Annotated in this window: 17 protein-coding genes; 1 reads left to right on the forward strand and 16 read right to left on the reverse strand. The window is 48.6% G+C overall.

All coding sequences use genetic code 11. The features are described 5' to 3' along the window. Positions 1-6: 6 nt before the first annotated feature. From PPA03S_RS04670 to PPA03S_RS04710, 9 genes are all read right to left on the reverse strand, one after another. Positions 7-1017 carry a carbohydrate ABC transporter permease gene (locus PPA03S_RS04670; protein WP_082704001.1) on the reverse strand — a complete coding sequence of 337 codons (1011 nt, stop codon included), beginning with the start codon at positions 1015-1017 and terminating at the stop codon, positions 7-9. Positions 1018-1049: 32 nt separating this feature from the next. Continuing rightward, positions 1050-1949 (reverse strand): carbohydrate ABC transporter permease, encoded by a 900-nt coding sequence (locus PPA03S_RS04675; protein WP_062320338.1) that lies wholly within the window; start codon positions 1947-1949, stop codon positions 1050-1052. Continuing rightward, positions 1946-4531: a DUF5696 domain-containing protein gene (locus PPA03S_RS04680; protein WP_062320340.1), complete on the reverse strand. Its 2586-nt coding sequence runs from the start codon at positions 4529-4531 to the stop codon at positions 1946-1948. Before PPA03S_RS04680 ends, PPA03S_RS04675 begins: the two co-directional genes overlap by 4 nt. A 14-nt stretch (positions 4532-4545) precedes the next feature. Then, the gene (locus PPA03S_RS04685; RefSeq protein WP_062320342.1) at positions 4546-5166 is read right to left on the reverse strand and encodes a Yip1 family protein; all 621 of its coding nucleotides are present in this window, start codon (positions 5164-5166) and stop codon (positions 4546-4548) included. Continuing rightward, a complete protein-coding gene (locus tag PPA03S_RS04690; RefSeq protein WP_062320344.1) occupies positions 5147-6613 on the reverse strand; it encodes an NHL repeat-containing protein in 1467 nt (488 codons plus the stop codon). The genes PPA03S_RS04685 and PPA03S_RS04690 overlap by 20 nt, the downstream gene beginning before the upstream one ends. Before the next feature lie 11 nt (positions 6614-6624). Then, positions 6625-7488, reverse strand: a complete 864-nt coding sequence (locus tag PPA03S_RS04695; protein WP_062320346.1) for a carbohydrate ABC transporter permease — start codon at positions 7486-7488, stop codon at positions 6625-6627. Between the two features lie 2 nt (positions 7489-7490). Then, on the reverse strand, positions 7491-8402 hold the full coding sequence (locus PPA03S_RS04700) for a carbohydrate ABC transporter permease (protein WP_062320681.1): 912 nt from the start codon (positions 8400-8402) through the stop codon (positions 7491-7493). A gap of 75 nt (positions 8403-8477) precedes the next feature. Continuing rightward, positions 8478-11408: an extracellular solute-binding protein gene (locus PPA03S_RS04705; RefSeq protein WP_082704002.1), complete on the reverse strand. Its 2931-nt coding sequence runs from the start codon at positions 11406-11408 to the stop codon at positions 8478-8480. A gap of 116 nt (positions 11409-11524) precedes the next feature. Further along, positions 11525-12901, reverse strand: a complete 1377-nt coding sequence (locus tag PPA03S_RS04710) for an ABC transporter substrate-binding protein (protein WP_411835350.1) — start codon at positions 12899-12901, stop codon at positions 11525-11527. 530 nt (positions 12902-13431) lie between these two features. Between PPA03S_RS04710 and PPA03S_RS04715 the strand changes: the two genes are divergently transcribed. Next, positions 13432-14472, forward strand: coding sequence for a LacI family DNA-binding transcriptional regulator (locus PPA03S_RS04715; protein ID WP_245683511.1), 1041 nt, complete (start codon positions 13432-13434; stop codon positions 14470-14472). Positions 14473-14583: 111 nt separating this feature from the next. Here PPA03S_RS04715 and PPA03S_RS04720 read toward each other — a convergent pair whose 3' ends face one another. From PPA03S_RS04720 to PPA03S_RS04750, 7 genes are all read right to left on the reverse strand, one after another. After that, entirely contained in the window at positions 14584-15762 is a 1179-nt protein-coding gene (locus PPA03S_RS04720; RefSeq protein WP_062320349.1) for a DUF4272 domain-containing protein, read from the reverse strand. Between the two features lie 24 nt (positions 15763-15786). Then, positions 15787-17007 carry an RtcB family protein gene (locus PPA03S_RS04725; protein ID WP_062320351.1) on the reverse strand — a complete coding sequence of 407 codons (1221 nt, stop codon included), beginning with the start codon at positions 17005-17007 and terminating at the stop codon, positions 15787-15789. A gap of 182 nt (positions 17008-17189) precedes the next feature. Next, a complete protein-coding gene (locus PPA03S_RS04730; protein WP_062320353.1) occupies positions 17190-17612 on the reverse strand; it encodes a hypothetical protein in 423 nt (140 codons plus the stop codon). A 79-nt stretch (positions 17613-17691) separates the two neighbouring features. After that, positions 17692-18129: a GNAT family N-acetyltransferase gene (locus PPA03S_RS04735; RefSeq protein ID WP_062320355.1), complete on the reverse strand. Its 438-nt coding sequence runs from the start codon at positions 18127-18129 to the stop codon at positions 17692-17694. Positions 18130-18170: 41 nt separating this feature from the next. After that, the gene (locus PPA03S_RS04740) at positions 18171-18596 is read right to left on the reverse strand and encodes a GNAT family N-acetyltransferase (protein ID WP_062320357.1); all 426 of its coding nucleotides are present in this window, start codon (positions 18594-18596) and stop codon (positions 18171-18173) included. Between the two features lie 172 nt (positions 18597-18768). After that, positions 18769-20844: an S-layer homology domain-containing protein gene (locus PPA03S_RS04745; protein ID WP_062320359.1), complete on the reverse strand. Its 2076-nt coding sequence runs from the start codon at positions 20842-20844 to the stop codon at positions 18769-18771. Positions 20845-20977: 133 nt separating this feature from the next. Then, the gene (locus PPA03S_RS04750; protein WP_062320361.1) at positions 20978-23647 is read right to left on the reverse strand and encodes a winged helix-turn-helix domain-containing protein; all 2670 of its coding nucleotides are present in this window, start codon (positions 23645-23647) and stop codon (positions 20978-20980) included. Positions 23648-23723: the final 76 nt, after the last annotated feature.

The raw sequence follows: 23723 nt of genomic DNA on the forward strand, positions 1-23723 counted from the left end.
TCCTTCTTATCCAACCACTCCGGAACGTTCAATACTTTCCACGAAGTAGCGCTGTACAAACAAATACAATATAATAAGCGGTGCAATTGCCAGCAAAATTCCTGTATCCACGATCATGGCGACATAGTTCGGATCTGCCTTCATCCCCGAGTTCGAGCCAAAACCCATCAATTGGGGAATTAACTGGTTCGCTTGGGCAGGCAAGGAAGACACCTTGAGGGAGATAAGCGGACTTTCACTCATGAATAATGCCGAATAGAACGTATCGTTATACTGCCAGACAAAGGAGAACAGGATAACCGTGATCAACGGTGAAATGGCGTTCGGCAGCATGATTCGGGCAAATGTCCGAAACCCGCCTGCTCCATCAATCAGCGCAGCTTCTTCAATTTCCTTGGGCATGCCCTTGAAGAACTGACGGAAAATATAAATGAACAACCCTGCCTTCAGCCCACCTGCCGTAGCCGCTGTAATCATGGATGGCCAATATGTATTCAGCAGGTTGATCCCTTCTCGCCCCGTGAATAGCCGAATCATGCCGAGAAAGTCAAAGTTGCGGAAATGCAGATACATCGGCACCATCAGGGTGCTTGTCGGTACCAGAATAGTGAGGATGACTAATACAAACAGCACATTGCTGCCGGGAAAAGAAAAGCGGGCAAAGCCGTACCCGGCTAATGCACAGGATATTGCTGTGAGCAGCGTTGTAATCGTAACGAACAACAGCGTATTCGCCAGCAAAGGCAAATAATCCATCACCTGCGCCGCAAGCTTGATATTATCCAGCGTAAAATGCTGGGGAATCATATAGATGGTCGGATTATAGATATCCTGTTTATCCTTGAACGCCACCGAGTTTTTAAGAAACAACGGATACAAAATAATAAATGAAATGCCGATAACCAGTGCATATCTGAATATGGAATACAGGAGGTCCGATGTCTTGTTTCGCACCCTCTGCATACGGTAGTTCTCTTTCGGAACCACCACCATGCGATCCGTTCCCGACACAGCCATAGTCTCATGCCTCCTTCAACGTTCGTTAGCTTTCAGTTGTAATGAACCCGTCGTGACAGTACCCATCCGACAACAACCAATACCAGACCGATGACCAGCGTGTACAGCCAGGACATGGCTGAGCTTAGGCCGAAGTTCTGGGTTTTGAACGCCGTCTGATAGATCGCCTCGGTCACCGGGCTTCCTGCAAACGAATCAATGATCGTATAAATGACATTTGTCAGGATCAACGGACTCACCATCGGAAACGTAATTTTCCAGAATGATTCATAGGCGGTTGCGCCTTCTATTTTGGCCACTTCATACATCGAGCCGGGTACGGATTGCAGGGCAGCGAGGAAGATTAGAATCTGTACGCCAGAGCTGCTGACAATATCGTAAATGCGCATAATGGCTTCCACGATATAATCCACATAAGCCATCGGCAGCCCCACATCATTCAGCATTCGCACGATTGAAATGACGTTGAACGAAGCTCCCCCTTCGGTAGACGATTCAATCGCACTGGCGTCCCCCATCAGGTTGATCAACCCTGCGGACTCAGCCGCTGCCACCGCACTGGAGGCCAGAATGACCGGCAGGAAGAAGACCGCTCGTGCCATCGTTCTGCCCTTGAATTTCTGGTTAAGCAGTGTCGCTGTAAATAAACTGAAGAACAGAATCATCGGCACATTCAGCAGCATCGTTCCGACTGAATCCACCAAGATCCGGTTAAAGGTGGCATCGACCAGGATGGCATCCTTGAAATTTTTCAGCCCGATATAATTTAGTACATATCCTCCCGGGGCCACCGACAGATTGCTCAAACTGAACCGGATGGATTGCAGCAGCGGCGTAGCGAACAGGAAGATGAAACCAATCAGCCATGGCGAAATAAACGCAATTCCAAGCAGCGCTCTCCGTGATTTCAGCGATATACGAAGGGTTCTCATCGGTTCACTCCTTCTACTGCATAGTCCGCCCCGCCAACGGTAATTCCATCCATCGTGACCGGATCATCATTGTAATTCACCAAGATCGTTGCACCGCCACTGTAAGTGACACGCACCACACCATCCTGAACTCGTTCATGTTCGATCATTGGCTTGTTCCTCAAATCACTCAATACCTCATTCGCTTCCTTGTATAATGCAGCTGCGTCATCTACCCAATAAGCAAAGTCAGTAGCATAAGACGAATCATAACTGGTCAGCTTGAGTTCGGATGATGGTTCAACCGTCCATTGAAACTGTGGAGCGGAGCCCAGCTCCAAACTGCGGAGCAGCTGTTTGCGCAGATCCTGATCCCCTGACGTATTCATTGCGGAAGCAGCATAGTCCATATATCCATGGATGACCATTTCATAAAAAGGAACTTCCTCATCGGTAATGTTGAACCGGCTGGAGCCTGAGGGAGCATCCACAATATGCTGCGAATATCCCCACGCATAAGCGTTAGCTGATGACAACATCATGTTTGGATACTCTTGCTGCAGCTTGCCCAGCTGCTCCTTCACGATGTTCTTCGCGGTCTCCCGGTGGATGACGCGACTATCGCGATAATCCGAGCTCAATACCTGCCCGAGATCACGCAGCGATAGTGCGCTGAGTTCCAGTTTATTGATTTTCCTGGCAAACTCGCTCACTACATACGGCAGTTTGGCGGCCGACAACAGATAATAACTGTCTTTGTTCTGATCCATCCGGTTGAGGGCAGGACTGTATGGATACAGTTCAGCCGTCTCCCTGGTGACCAATCGCGCAGCATCGGAGGATGGAGCAAAGTTCCAATCGTCGTGATAAATACGCTGGAATGCTACATCCGGGAATAACGCTCCGCCAGACTGTTTCAGTTGTTCCGACAGATCCTGCAGCTCGGACCGACTGCCCACTTCACGGTCCAGCTTGACCTGGGTGGGTGTATGGTGACTGATACCACCGCCAAACCATCCCTGATACCGCATCTGCACACGGTTCACACCCTCCTGCTTGAGCTTCGCGGCCATTTCAGCCGCTTGTTCATATGTCGTCATAGCCAAAGTGGTCCGATAAGGTACACCCAGGAATGAAGCTTTTTTGTCCACTGCACCTAACACATCCACGTAAAAGGGTAATGCCGCCTCGTCTCCCAGCGGTTTCAGTACGTTCTGCCCCACCAATTGCTGTTGATACAAGCGGGCCATACCGGAATAACTGGCATCCTTGCCATGAAGGAAATGGTACCGAACCTGAATATCCCCACGGAATGGTTCCTCGCTCAAAAGCTGAATCTCCTGCATTTTTTGCGAGGTATACATCTCCAGCTCATCCTCTCCCCGCAGGGAGAACGTGCCGTAGACATGGTTGTAGCTATTTTGCCTGCCTCCAATATCCGCAGAGATACTGGCCATGCCATCCCCTTTTTCAATCACGGCAAACCAGGCATGATCACCGTTCTTCAAACCGAAGACAGGCATATGGACAGATTCACTGACCTGCGGGCGACTGAGTGAATTGTCATTCGGATCTGCACCGTACACACGCTGTACGTACTGCTCCTCTTTGACCTTTCCGTTGTTCAGATGGATCAGACTGCCTGAACCGTCAGGTACAAACATATAACCTTCACCTTTCGTATCCGCGGCACCAAAGTAAGCGAGCAGATCGATATTACGAATACGGTATTGTCCGCTCTCTTTCACCTGACTTAGCGGCACGGTTACAACCAGCGATCCTTGATCCAACCGATATTCCACCGGAATGATGAAGCTTGGTTTATCTGATGTGCCTCCGCCTTCGACCCCATTCTCCTGATTGTCAAAAGCAAGATCGTCAGCGGTGTAACCCGCCGTCTCAAAGGCATCCAACATCTTGTTCAACACCAGCTGCTTGGATATCTGTCCATCCAACCGTTCCAGCACATCCGGATTGTTCTTGGTTGGATAGTAGCGGGCAGATGTATACCTGGCGACTGTGGCATCCAGTTTCGAAAGAACCTTCTCCTCCAGACGCTGTTTGCTGATCAGTTTGGGCAGAGCATCAATGCCTAGCGAGGTATCCCCGAGGGTGTATGTAACACGAATACCTTGATCCACACGGGCAGCTGCGAACTGTTTGTTGCTGATACTGGAGCTAAAATTCGGAAAGTTCTCCAACGTGCCAATCGCATCCCGAAATGACACGTTCAGCTGGGAGGACAGCACTTCCTTTTCATAACCGGATGCCAAACCATCCTGATTACGTTCATTCGGATTGCTGTACCAGATCTGCCCGCTCGCTTGTTCACGAACGGCAATTTCCGTCGTTTCCTCGTTGTAATACAGCGCCACACCCTGATCTTCGGCGACCAATTGCATACCAGGCACCCCTTGCGAAGAATCGGAAAGGAATTGCAGTGGCTCCGTCTCGGTTGGCATGGCGTCTGTTGTCGCTTCAAGATAAGCCGTTGCTTCCACGGCAGGTACTCCCCTGTTATTGATATACAGCAGCCCGGCTGTAAGCAGGATCACAGCTGCACCACTGGCCAGCACCGCATATATTCGTTGCCTTTTGTTCACGGATGCCGCCTCCTTTAGGTCCGAAAAATCAACTCACGATAGATGTTGTAACCGAATTCATATAACTGCTGCTGCATGCTGAAAACCAATGCGCCGAGGAACACGATGATGCCCATGACAATTACCGTCAGCAGCATCGTCAGGATCGTTTTGATCACCGTGTACTGGTGGACGGTCATCATGCCGATGAACAGAAGCAATATAAACCAGAAAAACGCGATCGCATTGAACAGATAATAAAAAGCTGTTTCTTCCTGCACCATAAATCGGCTAACGATAATCATCGGGGCGTAGATCAAAATAATCGGAATGAGTGAGTATCCTGTTGCCAGAAAAATATCCCTGAACTTTCCTTCACCTTCCATCAGAGTGGTTACCGCCCAGTTGGCTATGCACCAAAGAAAGAACGGCACCGCAACCGTTGCGATCTCCCCTATGCTGTTGATTGTGCGAGGATCGATGTAATTCACGAGAAATCCTGCGTACTGCTTTTGCAAAATCATCATGATAATGGTAAGCGCCAGTGCTCCAAAAGCTACGGTCAGCCTGCCCCGCTGGTCCGACTTGAGATCCCAGAATGCATCGATGGGGTGAAAAATGAGATGCAGCGGAAACTTAATGTAATCCTGCTTCACGGTCAATCTGCCTCCTCCGTCTCCATTTAACCGCCACTCGGACCAGGATCAGAATGATAATCAGTGCGATGGCAAGCGTCAGAAAGGTGCCGAAATGTTCCTTCATCATCTCTCGCCGATATCTTTTGAACGCGACAGAATAGCTTTTGCGATCCATCCCCAGTTCAAAGTAACCCAGTGCTTCCTCGTTTTTCTTCTCCATCAGCAAGGATTTGCCGATACCGATATAAGCGATATCATAGTTGGCGTTCAGCTTCAGCACTTCTTTCCAGATATGAACAGCCTCTGTATCCTCACCCTGATAATGAAGGGCAACCGCCTCATTCACGCTGGCTCCGAACCGTGTTGGCTCATAGATAACCAGATTGCTTTTCCCCCGATCCAGCACCAGTTGATGATTCCCGGATTTTTCCATGGCGACTGGTGTTTTGAGCGTTCCCACCTGGTTTCCTTTGCCTCCATATACGTAGAGCAGATGACCTTCATCATCGTAAGTAAACACCCGGTTCTGCGTCGCATCCAGCACACTGTACATACCATTGCCAAGTACCTTCACATCAATCAGTTTGGACGGACCCGGGTTGTTACGGAACCTGATGTCTCCTTTGACATCAAAATAACCAAATCGCTTCAGCACATCCTCGCCGGACGGATTGAGACGTTTGATGGGTTCGCTGGAACCGGGGTCGATATTGGTCGCATATACGAACCCTTTGGAGTCAATGTCCACATTGGAAAACTCGGTCGGTACAAACAAAACCATCTGTGCCCGCTGGGCTTTGGTTGACAACATCCGCCAGATGTATTCACCGTAGTCGCGTTCCACCTTGTTCGTACCGACGTATCCAATGAATTGACCGTGCTCATCAAACTGCATAATTCCTTCGTAGACACCCTGAGCCACAACATACACCCGGCCTACTCGATCCACAGTCAATTTCAGCGGCTGGAACTGAAAATTGGTCGCGAGGATATCAGACTCTGGCTTCGTAATGGTATGGACCAGTTGACCTTCCCTATCCAGGACAACTACGCGGCTGTTCCCCGTATCAGCGATGTATACTCGATCCTCTTCATCCACGAATAATCCACCTGGCGTATTAAAACGCTCCTCGCTGCCGTCCATCATAAATCCTTCGATCACCCGCAGCAGCTTATAATCTGCGTCCAGGACAATAATTCGGCTGTTGCCACTGTCCAAAATATAAATCTGCCCGGAGGGAGAGACGTTTACATCACCAGGGTCTTTGAATTCACCAATGCCCAGGTCGCTGCCTGAAATAGTCCGCTTGGGCAGATAGGCATCCGGTGAAGGAACGGCCTCTTTCCAGTAGTTGTAGTTATAGCTCTCATACGGCGCCGGGGAGGCCGCCGCAGGCACGGCATTCACCAGCAGCAGCGATACTGCCGCCAGGAGAACAAGCCATCTTTTCACTGTGCGTGCCATATCGTTCCCCCTTATTCCTTCATGCCCGAGCTCGCCATCGTCTCAATGATGCGGCTCTGTGAGAAAATGAACAGCGTGATCGGCACACTCATCAATATAAGTGCTACCGCAGCACCTGCCCCGGCCCGGGAGATTCCACCCTGAATGATCTGGCCCGCCGCATAGTGCAAGGTCTTGAGCTGTTCACTGTAGATGTATCCATTGCCATCACTGCCCCACAGCATCTGGAACAGCAGAATGATCAATGTAAGCCAGGCTGGTTTCACATTCGGCATGACAATGGACCAGAAAATCCGGTATTCACTTGCACCGTCCATTTTGGCAGCTTCCAGCAGCGCATCCGGGATCTGCTCCATGAACTGTTTCATCAGATATAGACCGAGCGAATAGGCGAATGCCGGAATAATGACGGCCCAATACGTATCGATCCACCCCAGCCACGACATGATCATATAGTTCGGAATGGCCGTCACGGCAGGTGTAAACATCAGGGAAAGCACAACGACCTGGAACATGAACACCTTGCCCGGAAATTTGTGCTTGGCAAGCGGATAAGCCGCTGCCGAAGCGAGCAGCACATGGCCCACGATGCCAATGCCCGTAATAAATACCGTATTGAATATATATCGTGAGAACGGAACCCACGAGTCACTCAGCAGATTCAGCAAATCGGTGAAATTGCTGAACGTTGGATTTTTGACAAATAGCGTTGGTGGAAAGGTAAAAATCTCATCCAACGGTTTGAACGCATTATTAATCGCATAGATCAGCGGCAGCACCATGAAAGCACCGAATACGAGCAGAAGGGCAAACAGGGAGATGCTTCCGGATAAGGAGCGGTTCACCCGCTTTTTGCCTGTTGCAATTGCAGCCATAGCTATTCTCCCACCCTTCGAAGCAGTTTCTGTACCAGCAGGTTGGTTCCCACCATTATCATGAACAGCACGGTTGCAATCGCCGAGGCGTATCCCATTTCAAACCGTGTTGTACCAAAGTCGATCAGATGGGTCACCACCGTCTCGGCTGCATAGTTCACACTCGGGAACCCGGCCAGTGCAATGGATACATCGGCTACGGCAAAGGAGGTTGTGAGCTGAATGACCGCACCGAACATCAGTTGTGGACGCATCGAAGGCAGGGTGATATACCAGAGCTCCTGCCAACGATTCTTGATTCCGTCCACTGCGCCTGCCTCATATAACGTCCGGTCAACGGTCTGCAAACCGGCGATAAATGCCAGGAAACCTGTGCCGAGACTGAGCCACAATTGCACCAGAATGAGAATCGGCATAATGTAGGCTTCGGTTTTTAACCACTGGATCGGCTCCAGCAGAAATCCCCATTTGATCAGCAGTCCATTGGCTATGCCATAACGATCCCCTGAGAAAATCATCAGCCAGATAAAGTAGACATTGCCCGAAATGGATGGCGCATAGAAAATCAGTGTCATGAACGCTCTCCATTTGGGTGTTAATTCATTAATGATCCACGCAAATACGAAACAGGCAATATAGCTGATAGGTCCGGTAATAATGGCAAACAGCAATGTATTTTTGATGGCAATCAGAAATACGTCATCCTCCAGAAACAGCCGGGTATAGTTCTGCCAGCCAATAAAACGGGGAAATTCCAGCATGTTGAAGTAGGTGAAGCTGAGAATGATTGAGATAACCACCGGAATCACAGTGAACATGGTGAACAGGATCATGTAAGGAGCGAGCAGTACATAGGAATGTTTGCTGGCCTTCATTTCCTTGAGCTTCCAGGACCACCACGATTTCACGCCCATGCCTGGCGCTTTCTCAGGAGGACTGTTTTGTCCGTCTCGGAGTGATATTTGTGACACTGTTAACCCTCCCTTTGCTTACGGAAGACCAAATTCATTACGCTTGATCCGAATCTCGTCCTGAATATACTGGGTATAGTCCATGATGGATTCCCTGGCTTCCACTTGGCCAACAACCGTCTTGTAAAATGCATTGAACAGATGGCGTCCGGTAAAATAACCGCCAGGCACTTCGGGAATTCCCTTCACCGTCTCGAATTGTGCCTTCAGGTTCGCATAATCCTCAGCAGGCCATGGAAGCGAATCGAGTGCCTTGATGTTGGCCGTCGGATAACGTGCAGCCGCACCCATCAGTCCTTCCATCTCGCGGCCAAACTCAGCCTGAACCGGTGTACTGGTCCACCACTTCATGAACCCCCATGCGGCCTCCTGATCCTTGGCGCTCTCCAGCATCATGACCGCGCTGCCGCCGCCTGGAACGTCCCGATTCAATGTTCCATCCGGCTGCACCGTTCCCGGAACCGGAACAAATCCCCATAATCCACGGATCTCCGGTGCAAATACGGACAACTGGTTATACATCGTGTAATCCGTCAGACCAATCGGCATCTGTCCTGTTCGGAAACGGTTGGCAAAGTCATACTCCCGCTCCAGCTTGTAATCGGTATAAAACTCGGTCCACTTCTTAAAGGTCTCAATCCCGGTGCGCGAATCCAGATCTGATTCCTTGCCGTCATTGCGATAGAAGGAGCCACCGTTCTGCAGCAGCATCGTGGCATACTGCGAGTTAGGCGGGATGTTGACACCCTGCATGTTGGCCTGGGCTACCACCGGCATGCCAAATTCCATATGATTTTTGCTTAGAATCGCCAGCAGGCTCTCGACATCATCCCACGTTTGAGGAACTTCAAGCCCAAGCTCTGCAAGCACGTCTTTTCGGTAAAACAACATATTAAAGGTCTGTGTCTCCGGCAGGGCGTACACACCTGAATCATAGGCGTACGGTACGATCGCACTATCCCTGAACTCCTGTTCCACCGTGGTATAGTCGCTAAACCGGGTGAGATCGACCGCCGAGTTCCGCATCGCAAAGTTCACAGGCAGATCATTGCCGATCTGCATCGCTACATCCGGTCCTTCACCCGATAAAGTTGCTGGCAATAACGTGCCCATGTTAACCAGCTTCAGATTGACGTTGATGCCGCTCTCCGGTGTAAAGGTCTCATCAATCATCGCTTTCATCGTGTTCGCCTGATCACGACCACTGCCGATCCAGACCGTCACCGTGCGCTGATCCTCCGATGTGGCTACGTTCCCGATCTGGTTATAATCAATGAAGAACGAATGATAGAATGTCTTCGCTTCATGCCCGAGCTTCGCCAGCGGCCCCATACCTGTGCCAGGAATGCTGCTGTCTAATGAAGCTACATACAGTGCATCAATCTCAAGCGGTTGCTCGCGAGCCTGCTGCACCCAAGTCCCCAGTCCGCCCGTGTTCGTTTTGTAAGCGGCAAGTCTTCTCGGAATGGTATCCGGCTTCTCGATCATCTCGTCCAGCTGCTGGGCCATTGTTTTGATTAACGCTTCCTGATCGCTGGACTGGCCTGACAGGAGACGAAGTTGCCCTGCCACTTCCTTCAGACGTTTGCTTTCCCCGCTGAACACCTCCAGCAGATTCGGAATCTGCTTCTCCACCCGATAATCCCGGAATTCATCCGGCTTGGTGCCTGTAATCATCAGGATTCTCCGGTACATGGAGTTCAGGTTGTACAGGCTGTCCTCCACATTACGAATAAGTGGTGCGAAGTCGCCCAGGCTGTTCTCCAGCCGAATGATATGTTTGCCTTTTGCCAACTGGAACTTGTAAGCTTCCTCGCCGCCCAGCACGTCAATGCGATAGTCGCTTTCGTAGCGAAACGGCGCCTTCGTCATCTCCGCAAACGGAATCTCGCCATCAATGGTCAGCTTGCGTGTGGAATAGATGCCTTTGACAAAATTTTGCTGAGCGGTAAAACCGATATGATAAAGTCCACTCTCGGGTACATCCACTTCCCATTCGATCCACTGTCCTGGCAGACGCCAGTTAAATCCACCAATCGTATTAATCCGCACCTGGGAAGCGCTGTAAGGAGATACGGCGGAGCTTGATCTTTCACTGGTTGGATATAGCGTAGGTGCAGATTTGGCAACAGCCGCTTCCCCTTCAATGCGGATGAGCACATTCTTAGGCTGATCGGTGGAGGAACCTGTCTGCTGTGCCGCTGCGGTTTCCGCATAAGGAACGGCTGGCTTCTCATTGAATAGCCGTATGGATCGAATTACCATGGGTTCGCGAGAGGATTTCAGCGTTAACGTGTGCTTCCCTTTTTCCAGATAGAAATTGAATGGAGCCTGTTCATACCCGTCCGAGTCCTGAAATGTTTCCTCCATCCAGCGGGGCTTCTCCACTTGTTTGGGACGAAGATCATTGCCCTGATTATCCTGTTCAACGGCCTCTTTCTCATTGCCCCATACCCGGTCAAACTGCAAATAGGCGGCTTCTGCAAACGGAAGTTCACCATCAATATACAATGCGCGCTCAATCGCCGAACTCTTGCCTTCAACTGGAAAATAGACAGCGGAAAGGTTGTACAGTCCGGTTTCAGGAACATCGACAACCCAGTCGATCTCTCCTGTCTCCCCGGTATGAAGCGATACACCTGCCAAGCCCTCATAATCATTCAGTTTGCGTACCTCATCACCTTCTGCCCGTATGTAGTCCCCTGCTTCAACGGTTATGTCCACATTCGGTCTTGAGGCCATGCCTGTTTGGGACAGATATTGTTCATATCCTTTCTTCTGCCTCGTCTGCTGCAAAATGGCATCCACCTCAATGGCAGGCAAACTGCCAGAAGGCACAACCGCACTCTTTACATCTGCACCGGAAGTAAGCAAAAGTATGACGCAGGCTGCCGCTGCTGCAATGACTGTGGGCAGAATCCATTTCTTTCGTTGTAGAATTCCAGCCATCCTACGAGTCCTCCTCATCAAGGCTGATGCCAGCAATGCCTATTTGGTGATACAGGGAATGAGGCACCCGTGCGCGAGCCCGTACACGGGGCACCCCTGTATGAATCCGGCTAATATTATGGTTTGCCCAGTTTGTCAACTGCCGCTTGTGCCTGTGCTTTGTACTTCTCGGCTGTGGCCGTAACGGAAGCATTGTTTTTGATAATGTCGTTTACATAGTCACCGATTGGATACCCTGTGTAGGCGTCATCCAGCAGGATGCGGCCCGTTCCCGCAATATGTTCGCGGATCATGGCGACGTCCTTCTCGTCGGTATAACGACTTTCCAGGTAATCCTGACCTGGGTACTCTTCGATCTGCGGAATGTCAAAAGTCTCTTCATAGATTTGATATACGATTTTAGGATCTTTCACACCTTTTGGAATGAATTTGGCAGAGGCGGCGCTGTTGGCATATGTTACATCCTTGTTGCCCTGAGGGCCGTTCGGAATCGGTACGACTCCAGCGGCAAAAGTGATATCGCCCAACTGCCATTCCGCAGCAGTGAACAAGGCCACGTCTCCATCCTTGAACGTGTTGCTTTCCTCCCAGTTCGTTTTGTCACCCGTTTTGACTTTCACAACATTCTCCACGTTATACAGGCGTTTGACGAATTCGGCAGCTTCAATCGTTTTCGGATCAGACAATCCCTCTTTCGAGTGTTCGTCATCTACGATCGTGCCGCCATTGGCTGCGGTAAAGTGACGAAGCACGTCAATGGCCCAGCCGGAGAACCCGTATACGTCTATTTTTCCGTCATTATCCGTATCTTTCGTAGCCTGTTTCGCCAGTTCCATGAACTTTTCCCAAGTCCATTCCCCTTTGTTGTACAGATCCTGGGGATCAGGTAACGACAGCTTCTTGAACAAGTCACGGTTATAGTGAATTCCCAGACCGATGCTGGTCGGTGAATCGAATGCATAGGAGTTGCCTGCAATGGCAGGGTATTTCGTGATCAGGTTGGCCTCTTGGTTGATGTTATTCTCAGGTGTGGTGAATTCGGAGATTTGGAGCAATTGGCCTTTGAGGATGGCGGGAAGTGCGGATTTGTACTCCATCTGAACGATGTCTGCGAACGGTTCGCCAGCCAGCGCAGTCGTTGTGAATTTATTCATGTATTCTTCGAATGGTACATTCACGAACTCGATTTTCACATTGTATTTCTTTTCGACCTCAGCGATTTTATCCAGTCTCGCCTTGTCTGATGCGGTCTCTCCCGCCGGCTTCAGATCCCACCAGGCCGCAACCTTGATGACACGTCCACCTAAATCCGGCACATCGACTGCCACTTCTTCTGTCCCGCTTTCTGTGTCTGTTTCCGCGGTCCCCGTACTGTTGCCTGAATTGGTTGTTGCATCCGTTCCCGGCTGAGCTGTCCCCCCACCACTGCAAGCGGATACAAAAAGCATCATGACCAATAACATCAGCGGCAAAACATTCCATTTTCTAATCATGAATTTAACAACCTCCCGAAAATGTGTACAAATCATGGCCCAACCAACATCTTTCCACCCATTCCAACACCCCTAATAAAAATAAAATAACCACCACCATTTGTTATTTATTCGTTTGGTTTTAACAAACAAAATTTAACATAGTAAAATGTAAGCGTCAACATTTTTGTTGTTAACATTTTCTAATTATTCTGATAGAATACGGATGTATCAGTTAAAATCCTTTTATATCAATATAAAATAAAATAATATTCAGAGTACTTTCAAATTCAATCGATAACAAATACGTTTTAATTTGTTATTTTACAAAATAACAAAAAGATAATAAATAATACAAAATACACTCTTTTCTCTTGAAACATGGCTATTACCGAGTCTATTTCCGTCGTTATATGTATGGAGTTCTGGATACTCACATTTTCACTTCTTCAGCCGTTATTAGATTAAGAGAAATACATCATGATATACTAGAACCAGTTTCTCATGGCTCCATGTAAAGAATACGGCAGAATTATGAGTGTAAGGATGATATGATGAAGACGAAGGTAACAATTCAGGAAATTGCACATTTTACGGGTCTGTCGAAATTTGCAGTATCCCGCGCACTGTCTGGAAAGTCAGGGGTTAGTGAACAGACACGGGACGTTATTCTTAAAGCTGCTGGCAAGCTTGGATATTTCAAAGATAACAGCATGTTGTCTAGCGAGATGTATAGCAGCAATGAGCTTCAGGACCCTCAGAACATGCGATGGAGCGGTACGATTTTGGTGTTGTTTCCCAATATTCGTTATCAGAATCAGGAATCCGTATACTGGGGACCTGTCTTTAACGGAATATCTTCCAGACTGAATCAGAAAGGCATCAATATCCTCACCTTGACAGAGCCGTCTGCGGACCAATTATTCACGTTACTGAATCCGGATGCTATTCGGGGCATTATTACGGTTGGTTCAATCTCGACACCTATTCTGCTTGAAATCAAGCGTCTGGGCATTCCTGTCGTTATGGTGGATCATCTCGACCCCGTCTTTCACAGTGACAGTATTTTTACAGACAATTTTGCTTCCATGCGTGACATTATGCTCTACCTTCTGCGCAAAGGATTCAAACGATTTCAGTTTGTTGGAAATACCAGTGATGCCCATAGCTTCTATGAACGATGGGTCGCCTATACTTCTGTGTTAATGGGACATGGGGTGGAAATGAATCAGATTCAAGAGCTGAGCAGCCCGGATGTGGATGATTTCCACAAGACGTTTACTTCGGTTATTAACGAGGAGAACTTGCCTGAGGTTTTTGTCTGTGCCAATGACTCCTTTGCGCTCTACACCATTGAAGCCCTGGAGAGTATGGGGATTCGCGTACCGGATCAGTGCGTTGTCACTGGTTTCGATAATGTGTATGACAATATCCCGCTGCTTGCCACAGTTAATGTGAACAAGGAATTGCTTGGTGCGCGTGCCGTGGACCAGATGTTATGGCGTATAGTAAATCCGGAGAGTAATGTAGAGAAAAAGCTGATTCTTGCTGATGTGCTGATTCGGGAACAACATGGAAGGCACAGCGGATAAACGTTATGGTATCCAGAGACACCAAAACACCCCCATCACCAGTGCTCGACTGGCGTGGGGGATATTTGAGTCTGGATATCCTATAAACATAGTCGATTTCAGTACTTTATTCTACGTATCTGTCCGTACATCATCCCAGTCCTGATCCAGATAACAGATCAGCCAATTGAGTGCACGATGACGTTCGTAGGCAACTCCACCATTCAGACCTCCGGGAGGTGTTTGGCCCTTCACACGACTATCCACACACACCCAGTTGTATCGGTAGATCAAGTCTGCTGCATCCAGTATCTCGCTTTTGGCGCGAAGCTGTGCCCCGGCTACAAAGGCTTCAACATCGTCACATTGCTGCAAATACCCTACATCCTGTCCTACGTTACAGAGCTTCACCGGAGCGCCAAGCTCCTTGACGTAACCAAGTGCCCATAACATCACATGATAAGCTTCATATCCCCATGAAAAGGAGATGACCTCCTGATGCTCTGCCCCATGCTGCTCCACAAATCTTCTCTCCACAGGTGAGAAAAATGAAGTCGCATCATACTTGTCGATCACTTCCTGGACCAGCGCTGCTGTATCTTCTGCGCTCTCCCCCGCTCCCAGGCATTCGCCCTTGAGTGCTGCAATACAAAGGGCTACCGCACGCCGGGCCACTTCTTGTACGCTACGGGTGGTTGTATGCTCCTCCCCTGCTCTTGCAGGCAAATGAATATTGAATGGAATTCCTTGTTCTGTTAAAAGCTGCTCCGAACGCTCTTTTCGCAGCATTGCAGATTCCGACGGGGGTCTGATATCATCCAGGAAACTGGTGTGTGCTGTCACGTTGTAATCCTCTACTTCGGATTCTCCGTTGACATCCAGCAGGAGATTACCCTGCGCATTCAGCAAGGAGCCACCTCCCCAGAAGATGACTCCGTCAAGGGCATCGGCCAGATGCAATAATTCATTGAAGAATTCCTCTGAGATATCTTCTTCCGTCTCGATCCCAACAACCATATTCAGTGTGGAGCATTTAATCAGTACCTTTTCCTGCAGCGGTGGATTCTTTCCCTCAATCTGACTCAGAAACCCCAGCATTCCCTGAATCATAGTCGTAAATTCTTCCGGGTGGGTCTGGCTGGTCATGATATTGAAGCCTTTCGTCTTTTTACTGAATAACTTCTTGCGTGTGACTTGAATATGGGTTTTATCTTCCCTACACTCAATGGTATCCTGAGGATATATGGATTGAATCATGTCAAACAGCTGATCCAGATCAAACTGGGAGCTGTATATCGCGCAATTTCTCATGAGGTTCACCTTCTTCTTTTCAAACTAGTCCTTATACGGGTCGAATTCGTTGCCTCCGGCCATCGCGACACCTACGGGGCGAAAGGTATGGTTGATTTTCAAGGTATGCGCATGCGCATTCAGCACGTCCTGCAGCTTCTTGTACACAAATGGACTTTCATCCGTTCCTGCACCCCGAAGCTCCACACCATAGGCACGAATCGCCGCTTGCATCTGTTCTTCGCTGATCTCGCCGCCCATGCGTGTACGCAGCTTGTAATTCATTTTGCCAGCAGCTTGGGTTCGGCTCATGATGCGTCCTGCACCATGAACGGTGCTGCGGAAAGACTCGGTATTCTCTTCGCTGTGGATTCCTTCCACGATTACCGAGATATCTCCCATGCTTCCGCCCACAAAGCCGAGCTGGCCCGGTGCCAGCGGCGTTGCTCCTTTACGGACCACCACCACTTCTTCCCCCATATGCTGTTCTTTCCAGGCAAAGTTATGATGGTTATGAACCGTGTATTCTGAACTCGCCCCGAGAATTCCGAGAACCTGTTCAATCACATAATCCCGTCCTGCGTACGCATATCGACCGGCCAAAGTCATCCCGTCCCAATACATATCACCCAATTCACTTTTGAGGTCAAACAATGTCGGTGGTTGATCCATTGATTCTCCAGGCGCTTTGCCACTGAATGCACGTCCGGCAGCCAGATTCAGAAAACCACTCGCGACCTTATGCCCGAAGCCGCGGCTTCCAAAATGATTCGCTATCCATACTTTTCCCGTCGTCTCTTCCACAAAAATATCTACAAAATGATTCCCACTGCCCACCGTCCCGAGCTGATTGCGCGCGAGTGTCTTCAACTTATGCTGTAATCCAGGCTCAATGGAATCAAACAGCTTCCAGCTGGCATCCTCGAACAATTCATGATCTACAGGTGTTGGATTGTTGCGGCCTACGCCGAAGGAAATGGTCGAATTAATGTCATCCATAATGACAGCGATCTGATCCCGGATATCATCCCACATCAGGTTGGTGCGAACGGCTTTGTTACCGCAGGCAATATCATATCCAACCCCTGACGGACTGATCATGTTCCGGTAGGCAACCACGCCCCCAATGGGCTGTGAATAACCTTTGTGATGGTCCGCCATCAGAGCCACACCCAGTACGTCACCATGCTGCGAGCAAGTCACTGCCTGACTTACCGCATTCTCCAGCGGCTCCCCCCAGACTTTAATGTTATCTACGATACGCATGATCTGGTTAACCTCCTTTTGTCTTTACTAAAACTTTCAATGAAATATATACGTCCCTACCCATAACTTTCTTTATTTTACCAAAGAGACACCGTTCCCGAAACTATACAATCCTTCCGTTCAACGTTATCCCTACAAATTAAAAAAAGAGCCAGGCTCCCTTTTCATGATCAGTCCCTATTTTATTTCTTGCTGATCTTAAACTTGAACTCCCACGTCGCTGTGTTACCCGAATAGCGGCCTCTGTTCTCCGTCACGACAACGGACAGGGTCTTGTTAATTGATTTGGAGATGGAGGAAACCTTAACGTTCATACTTTTGCTCCCCAGATCAGGAATTTTGTCCTGTTCTTCGGCATTTGCTTTTAATTTCACCGTATCTGTTGGTTTCAGATTTAACGTGACGGACGAACCTTCCTTCAGGTCCTTCCCGTTCACAGTTGCCCCAATGGCCCATTCATTACCAACGGAATTGTTCTCCACCAGTTCAGCGCTGACAAGCGTCACGGTCACTTTGGCCGTTTTGGCAGCAGCATAGGATGTTGGGGAGCATACAGCGAATACCAAGCTCAGAATTATCAAGACATTAGCCCATTTTTTGAACACGAGAGTGCCTCCCTCATATCAGTTCATTTAATTTCGAGACTATGCCTTACTCGACCTGCTCCTTAAGTAGTCCTTCTACCTAATTAAAATGCTTCCGATAACCCTGAACTTTCTCATCTTTAAAGCCCAGCTTTTCATAAAAAATATGAGCCTCTTTGCGCTGATCGCCAGACACCAGAATCATGTATTCACATCCAAGATCTCTCGCAATGTGCTCAATCTGAAGCATAAGCTTCTGACCAATTCCCTGTCTGCGTACCTGATCGGATACAATCACATTCTCCACAACCATGAAGGGATTGCACTGACCCGCCAGATCCATACATTCAATACCCATAACCGATCCGGCCAGTTCACCGTTGTAAAATGCACCAAGTACATGGTAATGTCCGTTTTGTTGAATATAGTGAAACATCTTCTGCATCTGTTGTTCATTGGTCGGTGTACCCATCAACTCGTTGTATAGCTTGCTTAGTGCCGGTAAATCTTCAAGTTCGATTGCTTTAATGGTAACCATTATGATCCTCCTGACTGTGGTCGTATTGCCTATATTCCATCTTAGTTTAGGTCCTTCTTAAAATAATAATGACTGTGTCCGGTCGGTGCATTCTCAATCGTTAAGATCAATTGGTAGCCATGCTTCTTGTAAAATTCAGGTGCCTGATATGAGAACGTGTTCAGTTGGATGAAATCACAGGATTTCTCGCGCGCAATACGTTCAACCTCACTCAGTAATCGGGAACCATAACCCTGATGCCGCTGCTCTGCTTCTACCCAAAGAAAGTCGATCTCCAGCCAGTTCCAGCAAAGTGTACTGATCACACCGGCAACAATCTCGCCAGCCTTATTTTTGATATGGAAATTCAATTCTTCATAACGATTCCTTAATTCCTCGCTCACATGTTCAGCATTATATGCGATGAGTTGCTGGCGAACATATTTCGTATCCTTTGAATTACTCGGATTAATGTGGATCTGGGACACGCTCTTCTCCTCCTTCTCGTCATTACTTATTCAAAGCCGCGTTCATTTCCTGCATATTTTAACATTACTTTGCTCCAGACAACATAAAAATAACGTACTTCCCCCATGGAAAGTACGTTCGATTAACTTCAACACTTATAGTTTTAGTGTCGTTTATACCCGAGTCAAAGCTCTACTCTATTCCCTTCAGCTCAACACAAACATGACCTATGCCAATTCTGCCCAGAGGATCCGTGGCCTTTACCTCAATCCGAATAGGCTCACTACTCGTCCCGAGTGCTGTAACATATAATTGCTGTCCAACCATTCTGACTTCTGCCAATTGCGGATCAGGTGAGGTAGCCATAAGTACGAGGGTTGAACTAGCGTCATCCTCATCTTCAAACATGAAGGATAGGTCGATCTCAGTCTCATCTCCATTAACATAAGCGATATTACCTGCAGGTGCCTCCACCAGCATAGGGGGAGCATCATCAAAATAATACGAGGACAAACGTTGCAGCAGCGTCTGGTGCAGCGTGAAATCAGGCTCTTCTCTCAGGAGTATGGAGTTGTCACTCACATCCAAGTATTGCAGATCAGACAGTTCAGCAACTCCATCAGGTACATGAACAAGTTTATTGTTGTTCACATTAAGTTCCTGCAAGGAATGTAATCCGTCCACATTCAAGAAAGCCAGTTGATTGTTCGCCAGATTTAGATACTCCAGCTGATCCAGTGCCGTAACATTGATCTCCGTCAGGTGGTTACCGGATAAATCCAGCCATTTCAAGTGATCGAATCCAGAAGCATCCGCCTTGCTTATTTCGTTTCCGGTCAGATCGATTTCGGTTACATTCATTCCTTTGAATATCTCGACTCCCGTCAAATCAGAAATGCCTGCATCCCTCGCATACAATCCCCCATTCGTCTGAGTGAGAGCTGCCACCAATTCGTCTTTGGTCAGCGGATCATTCACATCCTTTTGCAACCAATGAGCCATGGCTCCTGCCAAATGTGGATCAGGAAATTGGCGTTTTATTGTATTGGCCTGCACCTTAACCTTAAGTTGTGCTGTAACACTCGCGCCATGCACATCGACAGCTTTGATCGTTAGCACCGTTTCTCCAGCAGCCTGTGGTACAAGTCGAATCCTTTGGCCTGCCACAGTGGAGGACACGATGGTTTTATCTCCTGTGATGACACTGTATTGCAAGCCATCCCCATCTGGATCACTAAAGTAAGAGGAGACTTGCCAGTCCAGTGAGGCGTGATCCAATGTGAGTTCCTGATCAGGCAAACCGCCACTAACGACTAGTGGAGCCCGGTTTCCGGGCTGTGGATTGGACGGAGTGGAAGGATTCGTCGGATAGGTAGGCGCAGATCCACTTCCTCCACCCGTGCTTCCATTTCCACTCCCTGGCGTCGCCACGGAATTACCGTTTGTGTTTCCTGTACCGTTCCCTGCGTTATTGCCGCCTGAAGTTGTACCCTGCACCTCAGTTACCTTTCCTGGCTCATTGGAATGGGTAGACTCTGGATCATCCCCCTGACTCGCAGCTTCTTCAAGTGCTTGAATAACTTCAGTTGTGCGTAATGCGATCACGGCCATTTCCTGTCTGGAAGTGGAGCGCTTGGGAGCAAAGTTTCCATTTTCCCCCTTCAAAATCCCCCATTCAACAGCCTGTTGTATGCTTGGCAAAGCCCAGGCACTGATCTTGGATGTATCTTTAAATGACAATTCTTTGGTCGAATTGAACTCTGCATCATATCCCTTAACCTTCAACGCCCGAATGATCGTCGTTGCCAGCTCTTCCCTTGTCACCAGCCCGCCTGGACGGAACGTACCATCCGGATAACCGTTGATGATTCCGGTCGATTTAAGGGCGTTAATATAGGATGCATTCTCAGCGTTACTATCCAAATCCTTGAATAACGAAGTTGGAAGCTGATCTAACGATGGTACGTTCAATCCTAATAGTTTTGCCAGCGTGTACGCAAGGTCCCCTCTTGTCAACATTCCATTCGGATTGAAATTCCCTGCTTTGTCCGCCAGAATGATCTGTTGTTCGGCAGCCCTTTCAATGGCTTGCTGGGCCCACGGTGCTGCCTCCCGCAAGTCATGAATACTTACATCATCGGCTGCTGCACTAGCTGTTACAGGAACAGCAATGACAGATAAAGACAAAATGGCTGTCAAATAAGGCGAGACTCGACGGTTCTTAGGTTTATTAGAACGATCTTTTGGTTTGGATATACGTGTTGACATGGCTTAACGTTACCTCCCACATGAATATAACCCTGGAATCCAAAGACTCGTCAGTGTTCATTGATTTTCTTCATTGTAGGAGACACCTTGGTTGGAAAACAGTCTACAAAAGAGTAGACAGCGTATCACCACATCATAGCAATCCCCGCTGTTCCGCCATTTGTACAGCATGGGTACGACTACTCGCACCCAGCTTCGCGAACACTCGGCGAATATGCGTATTGACGGTTCCTGGGGAGATACCAAACTCAGCAGCAATCTGTTTGCTGGTCAGTCCCTCAGCAATATAACCGAATATTTTTTGCTCCATCGGGCTGAGTCCCACTTCCTTCGTATCCAGGTTTGCCTCCCCTACAGAGGAGAGACCCCTTGCCCGTTTGTCTCTTGCGAATGCCGATAACAACTGCTTCACATAAGCCATTTTCACACCATGATCCTGTATCGCCTTCGTTCGGCGCAGATACAGATAATGCTGGAGCAACAGCTTCATCTGCTCACCTTCAGCAATGAATGAACGGATATATCCTTCCGGTCCTCCCAGCATCAGAGCACGGGATAACGCTGCAACACTGGCATCTGTGATTCCTTGCTTTTGCAGCATAATTGACTCTAGCAGAGCACATTCTACCTGTTCAGTCAGCCAATCCCGTTCATCAGCTTGGTTACGAATCCGTCTCAATTCCTCTTGTGCAAGATCATACTGCTCAAGGACGATCATCGCACGTATGCGAACGATGGCATGGTGCATCTGATCACAGCTGGTCTCAGCTGCCACACTTCCTTCTCTTACGGACTTAGCCAAAATGGTTTCAGCCGCTTCCACGGGACTCATTTCAAGTAAAATTCGATGTTGATGCGCTTCCAGTGCTGGATGCCAGTATTCCATATCCTCCACAGATAACAACCCTGTGACCTGTTGAAGCAGCTTCATGCCTTCCTCAGGTCGACCCAGTGTAAGTTCAAGTCTGGCCTTGAGCACATACGCAGGAACGAGCAGCGCAGCCACCTTGATCTGCAAGGCCACTTCAAGCGCGCGGTCGGCATAACATATCGCTTCTGGTAACCGATCCTTCTCCATTAAAATTTCACCGTATCCCACACCATAATAGGACGTTACATAGGCATGCTCGGCATACCAACGTTCCGTAATCGCTCCGAAACAAGCTTCTCCACGCCTCAAGTAGCCATTAACACCATGAAAGCTGCGCAGGCGCATGCTCTCTCTCCGATCATAATCCATATACTGAAAGGCAATATCATCAGGATATCCCTGATCAATATAGGACACCAAATAAGATGCCAGCCCCTCCAAATCTCTGTTCAGATAAGCCATGTAAGCTCGCATCACACAAATGACCTGCAGCAAATACCCGACAATCTCAGGTTCAAGCTGTCCTTGAAGATGCACCCGGATAACGTGTTCCAGTTCATCAAGCTGCTTCACCATCTGTCCATAGGGCATTTCGCGCGCAAACAGGAACAGGTAGGACATATATAACTTCGGACGTGCTTTCACGATCTCCAGTGGCAAAACATCGAAATATCGCCGGAGCGTCCACCACTCTCCCATAATAAAGTGGGCGAACAGTTCTTCCAGCAGTCTGGCTGCATCCTGCATATACTGTCCGAGAATATAGTGATCCAGTGCTTCAGCCGGGTACCCTTGCTGCTCATACCAATGTGCAGCAAGAGCATGTAATTCATTCACATGTTCAGTGCCATAACGAGCCAACTCACGCCTTAGAAATGCAGAGAACAAGTGATGATAACGATACCAGCGTGCTTCCCGATCCAGCGGAACAAGGAAGAGATGTTCCTTCTCCAGCTGCCTTAACAACTGCGGAGCTTCCTCCATATCACTTAATACCTGGCATAGATCGCTGTTCATTCTTCTTGTAATCGAAGTCCGGAGCAGAAATTGCTGCATTTCCGGTGACTGACGCTGGAATACCTCTTCGAGCAGATAATCCGAAATCGTCCTATCTCCATGTTGTCCGTGATCTTCTCGAGACAGAGGTGACGATATCGAATTCATAGGGCTAACCAACGAGTTTGCCCCGAATGCGTGAGATAAAGCAAGCAGCTTCAATCCGGCAGCCCACCCCTCCGTCTGCTGTACCCAGCCATGCGCTTCACCTCTGGCAACATCCAATCGCATGATTTTTTGGCAAAATTCAATGCCTTCTTCTGTCGTAAACGCCAGCTCCTGAAGCGTAAATTGCTTCACTTCACCTCTCAGGCGCAGCTTCTCAAGCTTGAACGGAGGGTAGGTACGACTGGACAGTACCAGATGAATGGACAGGGGAAGATTTTCGATAAAGTATTGCATCTGCTCATGAATCTCAGGCTGCTTTACCGCATGATAGTCATCCAGAATGAGCAGTACAGGTTGACGGGACTCGGCCAAACGGTTCAACAATATGATTAATGCTGACCTTGGTTCTATCGGATACCGTTGCAAAAAGTGTGGCAGGACATCCCCGCAGAGCCCCTCTCTCACTCGGTCCAGTGCATGAATCATGTAGAGCCAAAACTGAAGCGGGTCCTGATCCTGCTCATCCAGACAGACACAGGCCGCTTGTACGGCTTCACTTCTTACCCAGCTGCCCAGTAGTGTTGATTTTCCTGAACCCGCCGGAGCAGTCAACAAAGTGACTTTGGATTGGAACAATTCTTCGTATTGCGAACTAAGCCTTGGACGGTCCAGTGTATCCGCTGGCAATGGTGGCAGTTCCAGTTTGGTTGTTAAAATCATAAATTGAAGCCAGTCCCCGTGAAGACCAGCGGTGTGTTCCTGTTGCATGGGATCCTCCTGAATCAGCACCATGGTGCCTGTTTTCCGATTTGTTTCATGATGTTTCAACTACTATAAGTATACT

It is taken from the genome of Paenibacillus pabuli NBRC 13638, from assembly GCF_001514495.1.
GTDB lineage: Bacteria > Bacillota > Bacilli > Paenibacillales > Paenibacillaceae > Paenibacillus > Paenibacillus pabuli.

Coding starts and splice junctions, on each gene's coding strand:
- PPA03S_RS04710 (WP_411835350.1), bottom strand. CDS start 12,901: ATGATTAGAAAATGGAATGTTTTGCCGCTGATGTTATTGGTCATGATG.
- PPA03S_RS04720 (WP_062320349.1), bottom strand. CDS start 15,762: ATGAGAAATTGCGCGATATACAGCTCCCAGTTTGATCTGGATCAGCTG.
- PPA03S_RS04670 (WP_082704001.1), bottom strand. CDS start 1,017: ATGGCTGTGTCGGGAACGGATCGCATGGTGGTGGTTCCGAAAGAGAAC.
- PPA03S_RS04725 (WP_062320351.1), bottom strand. CDS start 17,007: ATGCGTATCGTAGATAACATTAAAGTCTGGGGGGAGCCGCTGGAGAAT.
- PPA03S_RS04700 (WP_062320681.1), bottom strand. CDS start 8,402: ATGGGCGTGAAATCGTGGTGGTCCTGGAAGCTCAAGGAAATGAAGGCC.
- PPA03S_RS04715 (WP_245683511.1), top strand. CDS start 13,432: ATGATGAAGACGAAGGTAACAATTCAGGAAATTGCACATTTTACGGGT.
- PPA03S_RS04750 (WP_062320361.1), bottom strand. CDS start 23,647: ATGCAACAGGAACACACCGCTGGTCTTCACGGGGACTGGCTTCAATTT.
- PPA03S_RS04695 (WP_062320346.1), bottom strand. CDS start 7,488: ATGGCTGCAATTGCAACAGGCAAAAAGCGGGTGAACCGCTCCTTATCC.
- PPA03S_RS04690 (WP_062320344.1), bottom strand. CDS start 6,613: ATGGCACGCACAGTGAAAAGATGGCTTGTTCTCCTGGCGGCAGTATCG.
- PPA03S_RS04735 (WP_062320355.1), bottom strand. CDS start 18,129: ATGGTTACCATTAAAGCAATCGAACTTGAAGATTTACCGGCACTAAGC.
- PPA03S_RS04705 (WP_082704002.1), bottom strand. CDS start 11,408: ATGGCTGGAATTCTACAACGAAAGAAATGGATTCTGCCCACAGTCATT.
- PPA03S_RS04675 (WP_062320338.1), bottom strand. CDS start 1,949: ATGAGAACCCTTCGTATATCGCTGAAATCACGGAGAGCGCTGCTTGGA.
- PPA03S_RS04745 (WP_062320359.1), bottom strand. CDS start 20,844: ATGTCAACACGTATATCCAAACCAAAAGATCGTTCTAATAAACCTAAG.